The 11,622-nt window shown below is 67.2% G+C and carries 14 protein-coding genes and 1 pseudogene; 12 read left to right on the top strand and 3 right to left on the bottom strand.

Annotation, left to right across the window (positions count from 1 at the left end):
• From CG50_RS17355 to CG50_RS16930, 4 genes and pseudogenes are all read left to right on the top strand, one after another.
• Nucleotides 1-284, top strand: a pseudogene (locus CG50_RS17355) (ParB/Srx family N-terminal domain-containing protein); the annotation flags it as partial.
• Nucleotides 277-1,260 (top strand): DNA methyltransferase, encoded by a 984-nt coding sequence (locus tag CG50_RS14910; protein WP_036640087.1) that lies wholly within the window; start codon nucleotides 277-279, stop codon nucleotides 1,258-1,260. The pseudogene CG50_RS17355 and the gene CG50_RS14910, both read left to right, overlap by 8 nt.
• The gene (locus CG50_RS14905; protein ID WP_036640084.1) at nucleotides 1,257-1,961 is read left to right on the top strand and encodes a pyridoxal-phosphate dependent enzyme; all 705 of its coding nucleotides are present in this window, start codon (nucleotides 1,257-1,259) and stop codon (nucleotides 1,959-1,961) included. The genes CG50_RS14910 and CG50_RS14905 overlap by 4 nt, the downstream gene beginning before the upstream one ends.
• An 80-nt stretch (nucleotides 1,962-2,041) precedes the next feature.
• Nucleotides 2,042-2,788 carry a hypothetical protein gene (locus tag CG50_RS16930; RefSeq protein WP_152559555.1) on the top strand — a complete coding sequence of 249 codons (747 nt, stop codon included), beginning with the start codon at nucleotides 2,042-2,044 and terminating at the stop codon, nucleotides 2,786-2,788.
• Here CG50_RS16930 and CG50_RS14900 read toward each other — a convergent pair.
• The 3 genes from CG50_RS14900 to CG50_RS14890 are packed head-to-tail and all read right to left on the bottom strand — an operon-like array spanning nucleotide 2,785 to nucleotide 3,925.
• Nucleotides 2,785-3,120: a hypothetical protein gene (locus CG50_RS14900; protein WP_036640082.1), complete on the bottom strand. Its 336-nt coding sequence runs from the start codon at nucleotides 3,118-3,120 to the stop codon at nucleotides 2,785-2,787. The two genes, CG50_RS16930 and CG50_RS14900, sit on opposite strands and share 4 nt — an antisense overlap.
• Nucleotides 3,117-3,692 (bottom strand): hypothetical protein, encoded by a 576-nt coding sequence (locus CG50_RS14895; protein WP_051910062.1) that lies wholly within the window; start codon nucleotides 3,690-3,692, stop codon nucleotides 3,117-3,119. Before CG50_RS14895 ends, CG50_RS14900 begins: the two co-directional genes overlap by 4 nt.
• An 11-nt stretch (nucleotides 3,693-3,703) precedes the next feature.
• The gene (locus CG50_RS14890; protein ID WP_036640080.1) at nucleotides 3,704-3,925 is read right to left on the bottom strand and encodes a hypothetical protein; all 222 of its coding nucleotides are present in this window, start codon (nucleotides 3,923-3,925) and stop codon (nucleotides 3,704-3,706) included.
• Between the two features lie 145 nt (nucleotides 3,926-4,070).
• Between CG50_RS14890 and CG50_RS14885 the strand changes: the two genes are divergently transcribed.
• The 8 genes from CG50_RS14885 to CG50_RS14850 form a co-directional block, all read left to right on the top strand.
• A complete protein-coding gene (locus CG50_RS14885) occupies nucleotides 4,071-4,625 on the top strand; it encodes an elements of external origin (protein WP_245615755.1) in 555 nt (184 codons plus the stop codon).
• Nucleotides 4,612-6,594 carry a phage terminase large subunit family protein gene (locus tag CG50_RS14880; protein ID WP_051910061.1) on the top strand — a complete coding sequence of 661 codons (1,983 nt, stop codon included), beginning with the start codon at nucleotides 4,612-4,614 and terminating at the stop codon, nucleotides 6,592-6,594. The genes CG50_RS14885 and CG50_RS14880 overlap by 14 nt, the downstream gene beginning before the upstream one ends.
• Nucleotides 6,594-6,803: a phage head-tail joining protein gene (locus tag CG50_RS14875; RefSeq protein ID WP_036640093.1), complete on the top strand. Its 210-nt coding sequence runs from the start codon at nucleotides 6,594-6,596 to the stop codon at nucleotides 6,801-6,803. Before CG50_RS14880 ends, CG50_RS14875 begins: the two co-directional genes overlap by 1 nt.
• Complete coding sequence (locus CG50_RS14870) at nucleotides 6,800-8,323, top strand: phage portal protein (RefSeq protein ID WP_051910060.1); 1,524 nt, start codon at nucleotides 6,800-6,802, stop codon at nucleotides 8,321-8,323. The genes CG50_RS14875 and CG50_RS14870 overlap by 4 nt, the downstream gene beginning before the upstream one ends.
• 83 nt (nucleotides 8,324-8,406) lie before the next feature.
• The gene (locus CG50_RS14865) at nucleotides 8,407-10,347 is read left to right on the top strand and encodes a prohead protease/major capsid protein fusion protein (RefSeq protein WP_245615754.1); all 1,941 of its coding nucleotides are present in this window, start codon (nucleotides 8,407-8,409) and stop codon (nucleotides 10,345-10,347) included.
• Nucleotides 10,348-10,372: 25 nt separating this feature from the next.
• Nucleotides 10,373-10,711: a DUF2190 family protein gene (locus CG50_RS14860; RefSeq protein WP_036640073.1), complete on the top strand. Its 339-nt coding sequence runs from the start codon at nucleotides 10,373-10,375 to the stop codon at nucleotides 10,709-10,711.
• 1 nt (nucleotide 10,712) lies between these two features.
• Complete coding sequence (locus CG50_RS14855; protein WP_036640072.1) at nucleotides 10,713-11,030, top strand: head-tail joining protein; 318 nt, start codon at nucleotides 10,713-10,715, stop codon at nucleotides 11,028-11,030.
• Nucleotides 11,027-11,622 (top strand): DUF6441 family protein (locus CG50_RS14850; protein WP_036640070.1); only part of this gene is annotated, 596 nt, incomplete at its 3' end. The genes CG50_RS14855 and CG50_RS14850, both read left to right, overlap by 4 nt.

Genomic DNA, 11,622 nt, shown 5'->3' with positions numbered 1-11,622 from the left:
AGAGTGTCCGGTTTTCGGGGTCCACCTCAGTCTTCGAGGCCCGCAAGGGCTGGTGGCAGGATCGCAAGCGCGCTTGGCTGGATCTGGGTATCCGCTCTGAACTCGGCCGCGGGGCTGCACCCGGCGGAGCGCCCCGCCCGCTGGATCGAGGCTGGTCGGGCGAGAAATCCTTCCCCGCCGTCCCCGGCATGGGCACAGCCGACCCGGCACCGATCCACAAGGACATCGACCACTACCGCCACAAAGAGGGCAAGCGCGCTCGGAAGGAGGCCGCCCATGGCTAAGGGCCCCGCCCGCACCTTCGGCCAGGACCTGATGCGCGGCGAGCATGTGGTCGGCGCTGGGTCCACCTCGCAGCAGGCCGCCCCGCAAAACGGCGGGGTGCTGATGCCGTCGCACACCTCTGGCGACCCGTCATTCTACGCCAAGAAGCGGGCGAAGGAGGCCGAGCTTGGCCGGGAACTGACGACCGAGGAGTTCCTGGCCGATCACTATGCCGCCTCGGATGCTCCCACCGCCTCGGGCACGTCGATCTTCGACCCCGTCCTGTGCGAGATCGCCTATCGCTGGTTCTGCCCGCCGGGCGGTACGGTGCTGGACCCCTTCGCCGGTGGTTCAGTGCGCGGCATTGTCGCCGCCCGTCTTGGCCGCCCCTACGTCGGGATCGAACTGCGCGCGGAACAGGTGGCCGCGAACCAGGCGCAGGCCGATCTGGCGGGCGCACCCGCCCCGCGCTGGATCGCCGGGGACAGCCGCGATCTGGCCGGGCTGGCCGCTGGCATCGAAGCCGATCTGGTGTTCAGCTGCCCGCCCTACTGGAACCTCGAACGCTATTCCGATGACCCCTCGGACCTCTCCAGCATGCCCCTGGCCGACTTCATGAAGGCTCAGGGCGAGATCATCGCCCAGGCCGTCGCCCGCCTGCGGCCGAACCGCTTCGCCGTCTGGGTGATCGGCGATGTCCGCGATGCCGACGGCTTCTTCGTCAACTTACCCGGCCTGACGGTCGAAGCCTTCGAGGCCGCAGGCGCTCGGTTCTACAACGACGCGATCCTTGTCACTGCCGTGGGTTCGCTGCCCATCCGCGTCGGCCGCCAATTCACCGCGGCGCGCAAGCTCGGGCGGACCCACCAGAACGTGCTGGTGTTCTGCAAGGGCGATCCCCGCAAAGCGACCGAGGCCTGCGGGCCGGTGGAGTTCGGCGAGATCGAAGGGCCAGACACCGATGACGAAGCCCCCTACCCGGAGGACGACCAATGACCGCCCCGATCCTCGAAATGCACCACGGCATCGCGGTCGTGCGTGACGATCTTTTCCCCGGCGGCACAAAGGCCCGCTTCATCGCGCAGGTCTTCGACGGGGTGCAGGAGGCGGTCTATGCCAGCCCGCCCGAGGGCGGCGCCCAGACCGCGATCGCAACGGTCGCCCGACGCCTCGGCAAGCGCGCGACGATCTTCGTCGCCGCCCGCACCCGGCCGCATCCCCGCACGCTTGAGGCTGCCCGCCTCGGTGCCAAGATGGTGCCGATCAGCCCGGGCTATCTGTCGGTGGTGCAATCCCGCGCCCGGGAATACTGCCGCAACACCGGCGCCAGCCTTATTCCCTTCGGCGCCGAACTCCCAAGCGCGGTCGAGGCAATTGCTGCCGCCGCCCGCCTGGCCGCCTTCGAGCCCGAAGAGGTTTGGTGCGCCGCTGGGTCCGGCGTCCTCGCCCGCGGCCTCGCCGCCGCCTGGCCCAAAGCCCGCCGCCACGTCGTCCAGATCGGCCGCGACCTCACGCCGCGCGAAGTGGCCGGGGCCACCATCCACGTCCACCCCCGCAAGTTCAGCGACCGCGCCGCGCTGGCCGCCCCGTTTCCGGCCGATCCGCACTATGACGCGAAGGCTTGGGAGTTGTGCGTCGCCAAGCGCGGCCTGGGGCGGGTGCTGTTCTGGAACGTGGCGCCGCTGGCGAGGGGGTAAGCCCGTGCATTTTTCTTGGCGGCCCTAGCAACTTAACCTATTGCTGTGGCAGTGTGGAAACCTTCAACCTGTGAGACCAAATGCCAACCAAAGCGCTGCAACGATTTGAGGATCGAGTATCAACCTACGACTCGGATTTGGAGCTGGCAGACCTTTTGGTGAATCGCTTCTTGAACTTGCCTAATTCTGCTAGCACCGTCTGCCTAGCTCTTGGCGGAGCTGCGGCAAAGTATCCCAAGATCAATCAGCGAGTGAACACTAGGAAGGCGAGGAACATATATGGACTGCATCTAAAGGTCACACTCTACTCTTCATTCATCAAGGACCTCTACGAAGATTTTTCAGAGTATCTTGCGAACATCCTTAAGAGAGCAGCACTTTCAGGAGTGAACGCGGGTCAATTTCAAGGTGACGCCAAAGTTGACTTCCAAGCGAAAGATATTCTTCAGGCTGGATCATGGGACAACGCAATAGCGCTGATATCTGAGAAGGTGTTTAGGACACTTGAGGATGAGAAAAGCACCAAGAAACTGATTACCAAGATCAGCACCCGGCTGGGTCTTGCACTGGATCAGGCAACGCTCGACGCGGCACTACCTTACTTGGATGCGCGCCATCTTTTGGTTCATCGTGACGGCAGGGTGGATGCAGTTTACACGGGCAGCTATCCCGCCATTCCAACACAGGACGGCAAACTGAAGCTCGACTTTGACTTCGTTCGTAACGCGCGAAGCAACGTTCGATCCCTCGCAGCGCATATCGACGCACGACTTTGCGCTGCGAACCTTTTGAGGCCTCAGGACCTAGTCGGCGCTCAACAGGCCTAATACAGCACATCCCCCAGCCCGACCGCCTCGAACGCCGCCTTTAGCGCCGGATCGAAGCCGGGATCGATGCGGACTGGGCCGTAGCCGTGATCCCGGTTCCAGCGATCGATCTCGCGCAAGGCGGCGGCGAACTCGGCATCGGTCTGGCAGACGGTGCGGGTGACATCACCCTCGGCGAAGTTGAGGATGGTGCGTTCAGCAGGTGAGGCCCATGTGCCGAACCAAGAGGCATCCTGCGCGGTGTCGATCTGCGCCCATCCCCGGGCGCAGGTGCAGAGATCGAAGTCGTAGCGATAGCGGTCGCCGGGCTCGAAGCTGCGGATGATCCTCATGCCCGGCCCTCCCGAGCTTCAATCGCCAGCACGGCGAGGTCGCGATAGCGGGCCAGCGCCTTGGGACTGGACGAGACTGGGTTGATCGACACCGCGCGCAGACCGGTGGCATCGGCCTTCCCGGCCAGCTCCACCAGCGCGGCCAGCTTGGCACGGAAGCGGGCGTGGGTCGGGGCGGAGAAATCGGGCGGCGGGGGCAATTCGCCCTGCCGGGCCTTGGCTTCGATGTACGCATCCCGGCGACGACGCGGGGCAATGGGCGCGGTGGTGGGTTCGGTTTCCGCAATCGAGGCCGGTGCAATTGTCGGCTCCGGTTCGGCGGGTGCGGGAGGTGGTGCCGCCTCTTCGCAGGCGTCGATCTCAGCCGCCAGCCGCCCTGCGGCGGTCTCCAAGCCTGGGGCGGTCAGGATCGCCTTGACCGCTTTCGGCGCGCGATCAGCGCCGATCTTGGCGGCCAGCAAGCGTTCGAACCGTTCAGCGGCCGCGGCCACGCTGGCGCTGCGCCCCAAGGGCGCCTCGCTCAGGCGCTGGGCGAGGCGGTTGATCTGGACGGCGGAAAGGTTGGTGAACATCGGGGCCTCCTTCAGGCGTTCTTGATGTGGGCCGAGCGGCCTTCGGCGGTGACCGCGTAGATCATCGTGCGGCTGTCGCCGAAGGTGGCAGCAAAGGCCTCGGCCTGATCGATCCGGTCGAACCGGGCGCGGATGCGGGTCGCGGGGTTGGACCCGCGGCAGGCGATGAAGTGGTCGGCGGCGGCGAGGCAATTGGCCTCAAAGCCGGTCATCGGGGTGGTCTTGGCGGGCATCGGAAACCTCCGTTTCAAGGTGTCGCAGACATTGCCGAGACCGCCCGAAGAGCAAGTCCAAATCACTGACTTAATTGGAGAATGTCGAAAGATGGGGCTATCGCGGCGTGCCTATGCGGCCTTGCGCGGGGTGCATGAAAGCGCCGTGCGCAAGGCCATCGCCACAGGGCGGATCACGACGGAATCTGACGGCACGATTGACGCCGCCAAGGCCGATGCGATGTGGGATGCCTCCACCGATCCGGCCAAGCAGCGCGGCGCCCATGCCCGGGATCTGGGCCGCGGCACGGCGGCGGCGACACGGGCTGTCGCGGGCACCAAAGCCGTGCCGCGGCAAGCCTTTGCCGCCGTGGCCGAAACCTTGACCGAGGCCGGGGCCGATCCGGGCGCGGCCGCGGGTGATGGCGGCGAGGTGTCCTTCGTCAAAGCGCGGATGGCGAATGAGGTGCTAAAGGCCCAGACCGCCCGGGTGCGATTGCAGAAGATGAAAGGCGAGGTCGTCGATCGCGCCCGGGCGACGGCGATGGTCTTTGATCTGGCCCGACGTGAACGTGACGCCTGGCTGAACTGGCCGCCCCGCGTGGCCGCGGACATCGCCGCCGAACTAGGGGCCGAGCCCCATGCCGTGGAGCAGGTGCTGATGCGCTACCTCCGCCGCCATCAGGCGGAAATGTCGGAGGTCAAAGTTGAACTTCGCTAGCTTCGAGGGGGCAGAGGATATCGCCGTCGCCTGGGCGCGGGGACTTGCCCCCGACCCGGCGCAGACCGTGGCCGAATGGGCCGACCGGCATCGCATCCTGTCGTCGCGGGCAGCATCGGAGGCCGGGCCCTATCGCACCAGCCGGACGCCTTACCTGAAGGCGATCATGGAAGCGCTGTCGCCGAACAGCCCCGCCCAACGGGTCGTGTTCATGAAATCCGCCCAAGTGGGGGCAACCGAGGCCGGGAATAACTGGATCGGCTTCTGCATCCACCGCGCCCCGGGGCCGATCCTTGCGGTGCAACCGACGACCGATCTGGCCAAGCGCCTGAGCCAGCAGCGGATCGAACCCCTGATCGAGGAAAGCCCTGATCTGCGTGCCCTCGTCCTGCCTGCTCGGTCGCGCGACGCCGGGAACACGGTATTGGCGAAGCGTTTCCCCGGCGGCCAGCTGGTGCTGACCGGCGCCAACTCGGCCGTGGGCCTTCGGTCCATGCCTGCGCGCTGGCTCTTTCTCGACGAGGTCGATGCCTATCCGGGCGACCTTGAGGGCGAGGGTGATCCGGTGGCGCTGGCCGAGGCCCGCACCGACAGCTTCGGTCACCGCAAGAAAATCTTCCTGGCCTCAACGCCCACGATCAAGGGCCTCAGCCGGATCGAGCGGGAGTTCGAATTGACCGACCAGCGCCGCTATCACGTCCCCTGCCCGCATTGTGGCGGGCTGCAATGGCTAAAGTTCGAACGGCTGCGCTGGGAGAAGGGGCGACCGGAGACCGCCGCCTACCTGTGCGAGCACTGCGAGGCGCCGATCGCGGAACGGCACAAGACGTGGATGATGGACGAGGAGAATGGGGCCGATTGGCTGCCCACGGCTGCGCCGGACGTGCAAGCGTCGGCTGAGACGGCGGGCGTGATCGGGTTCCATATCTCCGGGCTCTATTCCCCGCTGGGGTGGCTCTCCTGGGAGGAAATCGCCCGGCGCTGGGATCAGGCGCAGGGCAACGACTCCGCCCTGAAAACCGTGAAGAACACCGTCCTCGGCGAAACCTGGGCGGAACGCGGCGAGGCGCCGGACTGGCAGCGCCTCTATGAGCGGCGCGAGGATTGGCAATTGGGCCGGGCGCCCGGCGGTGTGCTGATCCTCACCGCCGGGATCGACGTCCAGCGCGACCGGATCGAGATCGACGTCTGGGGTTGGGGGCGAAACTTGCGATCGTGGCTGGTCGATCACGTTGTCCTCGAAGGCGATACCGCCCGGGCCGAGGTCTGGGCCGATCTGAACGAATTCTTGGGGCTGACATGGGAACACGCCTCGGGCGCCCGAATGGCCTTGGCGCGGGTGGCGATCGACTCCGGCGACGGCGCGACCACCGACGCGGTCTATGCCTGGGTGCGTCAGGCGGGCCACGGGCAGGTGATCGCCATCAAGGGCGTGGCGGGGTTCGACCGATCGACCCCGGTGGACGGGCCGACCTACGTGGAAACCACCGAAGGCGGTCGCAAACTCCGCCGCGGGGTCAGGCTCTGGAAAGTCGCCGGGGCCGTGTTCAAGGCCGAGACCTATCGCTTCCTGCGCCTTGCAGCCCCGACCGACGAGGAACGGGCGGCGGGCGCCGATTGGCCTGCGGGCTTTGTCCACATCCCGAAGGGCACCACTGCCGAATGGGTCAAGCAGCTGACCTCGGAGCAGCTCGTCACCCGCAAGACTCGCACCGGCTATCAGAAGCTGGAATGGGAACAGACCCGCGAACGCAACGAGGCCCTCGATTGCCGCGTCTACGCCCGTGCCGCAGCCTGGCTGATGGGGATCGATCGCTGGGACAACGCCCGCTGGGAAGTGCTGGAAGAACAGATTGGGCCCGCCCGCCCTGCAACCACCCCGGCCGGTCAACCCGACCGGCCGCAACCTCAATCCGCCCCGAAGCGGCCAACCGGCTGGCTCGGGCCCCGACGTGGAAAATGGCTCTGATGTCCTTCTCGCAAGCCGAACTCGATGCACTGCGCCGCGCCTATGCTGCCGGGGCGCTGGTGGTGGAATATGACGGGCGGCGACTGACCTATGGCAATGCCGCCGATCTTCTGGCCCGCATCCGCTTCATCGAAGGCCAGATGGCCGCCAGTTCCGGCGGGTCGCGCCCTGTCGCGGGAAAGGCCAGCTTCAGTCGGGGCCGCACATGAAACCCTCCCCGCCCGATGTGCCCTGGGGCGTGATCGACCGGATCGTGGCCACCGTCGCGCCCAGAACCGCGGCCCGGCGTTATGCCGCCCGAGTGGCGATCGCCAATCTGCGCCGCGGCTACGATGCGGCCGCCCGCGGGCGTGGCACCGATGGCTGGCGCGCGGGCAGCACCGCGGCCGACGCGGAAATCGCAGTTGCGGGTGGCGCCCTGCGCGACCGCATGCGCGATCTGGTCCGCAATGATCCCCTCGCGGCAAAGGCGGTGCAGGTTCTGGTCTCAAACATCGTCGGCACGGGCATTCGGCCCCGGGCCGCCGCGGCCGATCCCGCGCTGAACAAGCTCGCCGATGATCTTTGGAAGCGCTGGGCACCGCGGGCCGATGCCGATGGCCATACAGATTTCCACGGCCTGACCGCCCTGGCCGTGCGCGAGATGATTGAAGGCGGCGAGGTCTTTGCGCTCCGCCGTCGCCGCCGGGCCAGTGACCGCCTGGCCGCCCCGGTGCAGATCCAGCTCAACGAGGCTGACCACCTCGACGGGGCCAAGTTCGACAACCGGCCGGATGGTGGCCGGATCGTCCAGGGCATCGAATACGACGCACTGGGCCGCCGCCGTGGATACTGGATGTTTCCCGATCATCCGGGCGATGCGATGCCGGTCTTTGGCCGCCGATTTGAATCCTTGCGGGTCGGTGCGGAGGGCGTCGCGCATCTCTTCGAACGCCAGCGGGTGCAGAACCGCGGCGTGCCTTGGGGTGTCCCCGCGATGCGCGCCCTGCGTGAGTTGGGTGATTGGCAAACGGCCGAACTCGTCCGCAAGAAGATCGAGGCCTCGATGGTGGGCTTCGTCTTTGGCGCCGATGAGGATCAACAGTCTATGGCGCCGGTGGTGCAGGATGCCGACGGCAACCGCATCGAGCAGTTCGAACCCGGGCTGATCGGCTATGTCCGGAACGGCAAGGACATCAAGTTCAACACGCCCGCCTCGACCTCGGGCATCTATGAATGGAACCGGGTGCAGCAGCACATCATCTCGGCCGGGTTCCGGGTGCCCTACGAGCTGATGACCGGCGATCTCAGTCAGGTGAACTTCGCCTCCTCCCGCGTCGGCCTGCACGAGTTCCGCCGGATGGTCGAAGCCGTGCAATGGCAGGTGGTGATCCCGATGTTCTGCCAGCGCATCTGGGATTGGGTGATGGAAGCCGCCTGGACGGCCGGTGCCCTGCCCCAGCCCGAGATCGCCGTCGAATGGGCCCCGCCCCGTTTTGAGAGCGTGAACCCGCTGCAGGACGTAACCGCCGACTTGATGGAGGTCCGCGCCGGGTTCTCCACCCCCGCCCAGCAGATTGCCCGGCGCGGCTATGACCCGCGCGAGGTTGTCGAGGAATGGCAGAAATACGCTGCCCTCTTCGATCAGCTGGGCCTGATCTTCGATGCCGATCCCCGCCGCGTCAGCCGCGCCGGTCTGGCGCAAGCCGTGGACGCAGGCGGCAGCAGCCCGCCCCCCGACGAAAGGTAACCCCGATGCCCCCTGAAACCCGAAACCTCCCGCTGATCAGGCGGGAGGCCTCGCTTCGGCTTGTCCGTGGCGAGGGCGACGACATGACGATCGATGTGATCTGGACCACCGGCGCCACTGTGCAGCGCCGCCGCTATGAGGGCTGGGATGATGTCGTCGAATATGACGAGGAACTGGTCGTCACGCCCGGCGCTGTTCGGATGGACCGCCTCAACGCAGGCGCGCCGTTTCTGGACTCGCACCGGTCCTGGGGCCTCGAGTCCGTCGTGGGCGCCGTTCTGCCCGGCACGGCCCGGATCGAAGGCGGACGGGGTTATGCGCGGGTGCGGCTGACCTCGGCCCCCGATGCTGCGCCGATCGTACAGCGGATCATGGATGGCACGGTCTCGGCCGTCTCCGTCGGCTATCGGGTCCACCGCTACGACATCACGAAAGCCCAAGGGCAGCGCGAGTTGTGGCGGGCCGTCGACTGGGAGCCGATGGAAATCTCCGCCGTCGCCATGCCCGCCGATCCCGGCGCGCATATCCGTGGCTCCGATGGTGCAACCGGCACCGCCCGAACTGAAACCCTCACCCCTTGCCTCCTCACCCGGGCCGATGCGCCCGCCCCTTCACCGAACCAGACGAGGACCACCATGCCCGAGACCCAGATCCCAGAATCCGAAGCGCCGGTGGAAACCCGCGCCACGCCGCCTTCACCCGCCGCCCCGGCGGCCGATCCGTCGCCCGATGCGATCCGCACCGAAGCAAACCGCGCCGCGGCCAAGGTGTTGGCGCTCTGCGAACGCCACGCGCTGGGCGCGGGCTTTGCCGCCGATCTGATCCGCCGCGGCCTCTCGCTCGATGCCGCTCGCGCCGCGATCCTCGACAAGCTGGCCGAAGCCGATGCGCCCGCCGCCCGGGGATCGGAGCCCGCCGCCGCCACTGCCCGCGGCACCGGAGCAGCTGACGCCGCCTATCGCGATGCCATGTCCGAGGCCCTGCTGCACCGCCACAATCCCGGCCGGGCGCAACTGACCGACCGCGCCCGCGAGTTCCGCGGCCTGACCCTCCTCGAACTGGCGCGCCACGCGCTTGACCGGCGCGGCATCGCCACGCGCGGCCTGTCCAAGATGGAACTCGCAACCGAGGCCCTGATCGGCCGCTCCGGCCTACATTCGACCAGCGACTTCCCCCTGATCCTGGCGAATGTCGCCAACAAGACCCTGCGCGCGGCCTATGACACCACGCCCCGCACATTCACCGCCTGGGCTCGGCAGGCAGTCATCACCGACTTCAAGCCGGTGTCCCGCAATCAGCTCGGCGGCGCGCCAGACCTCTTGCGCGTACCGGAATCGGGCGAGTTCACCTACGGCACGATCGGCGAAAGCCGCGAGGTCTATGCGCTGGTGACCTATGGCCGGATTGTCGGCATCACCCGTCAAACCCTGATCAACGACGATCTCGATGCCTTCACCCGCATCCCCTCGGCCTTCGGCGCAGCGGCCGCCGATCTCGAAAGCGACCTCGTCTATTCGATCTTCTCCACCAACCCCAACATGGCCGACGGTAACCCACTCTTCCACGCCTCCCACGCCAACCTCGGCACGGCGGGCACGATCTCGGAAACCACCCTCGCCGAGGCCTATCGTCTCTTTGGCAACCAGCGGGGCCTTGAGGGGCGCCAGATTAGCGTTTTGCCGCGCTACATCATCACCCCGCCCGGCGTCCGGTCGGTCGAAGCGCGAAAGAACGTCACCGCCACCACCCCGAACGCGGTTGCCGGGGTCAACGCCTTCGCCAACCGCCTTGAACCGATCGAAGAGGCCCGCCTGATCCCCGCCGCTGGGCCCGACCCCTGGTTCCTTGCCGCCGATCCCTCGCGGATCGACACGATCGAGTTCGCCTATCTCGAAGGCCAGCAGGGCGTCTACACCGAGACCCGCTCGGGCTTTGAGGTCGATGGGATCGAGATCAAAGCCCGCCATGACTTCGCCGCCAAGGCCATCGACTGGCGCGGCCTCTTCCGTAACGCGGGCGTCTGAACCCCACCACTGAAGGAGAACTCTGATGAAGAACTTCATCGCCAATGGCGAAACCATCAACATCACCGCCGCGGCCGTGATCGCTTCCGGCCAGGGGGTGCTGGTCGGCAGCATCTTCGGGGTAGCCGAGGGGGTCGCAGCAATCGGCGAGACTGCCGTGATCCGGCTGGTGGGCGTGTTCTCGCTTCCCAAAGCCCCCTCGCAGGCCTGGACGGTCGGCCAGACGATCTACTGGGATGCGGCAGCCAGCCGGACGACCAACGTCCTCACCGGCAACACCCGGATCGGGATCGCGACGCAAGCCGTGGCAGGCGGCGCAGGCGATACCACCGGCATCGTGCGCCTGAACGGGGGCGCGACCTGAAATGTCGGCCTTCGCAACCGCCACGGCGGCGCTCTTCCGCGATCCGAACCTCGCGCAGGATGCGGTATGGCGACCCGGTGGGGCGGGCGCGCCGGTCGCCGTCCGCGTGGTGCTGCGGCGGCCGGATGCGGTGACGGGCTTTGGCGAAGGCCGGTTTGTCACCGACAGCGTGATGATCGATGTCGAGTGTGCCGCGCTGCTGGGCGCCCTTGCCCCGGGCGACACGTTCGACATCGGCGGCGTGATCTACGAGGTCCGGGGCGCCCCCCTGCGCGACGCCCTGCGCCATGTCTGGAAGGCAGAGGCGCGCGAGGCATGAAGATCGGAGCCACCGTCGACGGCGATCTGGCGGCAATCGCCACGGAGATCCTGCAAGAGGCCGAAGCCGCGGTCACCCGCGGCGTCGTTGCCGCGGGGCGGGGCCTGCGTGACGACTGGCGAGGGCAGGTTCGGGCATCAGGACTTGGGTCGCGCCTCGCCAACTCAGTCCGGCAGGCCGACTTTCCGCGATCGGGGACATCCCTTCGTGCCGCCAGTCTCGTCTGGACCAAGGCGCCCGACATCCTGCACGCCTTTGACGGCGGCGTGCTGATCCGCGGCAAGGATGGCCTCTGGCTTGCAATCCCACTGCCCGCCGCTGGTGTCACCGGCCTCGGCCGCCAGCGCATCACGCCCTGGCGCTGGGAACAACGCACCGGCATGCGCCTGCGCTTCGTCTATCGCCGAAACGGACCCAGCTTGCTGGTCGCTGATGATGCGCGGCTCAATAGCCGGGGGCTGGCCGCGGCTAAGGGCGGGCGACGGCGGCGGGATGGGGTTTTGACCGGAGCCCAGACGGTGCCGGTGTTCCTACTGCTGCGGCAGGTGAAGATGCCGAAGAAGCTGGACCTCGACGGGTTGGCGCGAGAAGC

This window comes from Paenirhodobacter enshiensis (assembly GCF_000740785.1).
GTDB classification, from domain to species: Bacteria; Pseudomonadota; Alphaproteobacteria; order Rhodobacterales; family Rhodobacteraceae; genus Rhodobacter; species Rhodobacter enshiensis.
Note: the sequence above shows the minus strand (reverse complement) of the source record. Positions and strands in the feature narration are given on the sequence as shown.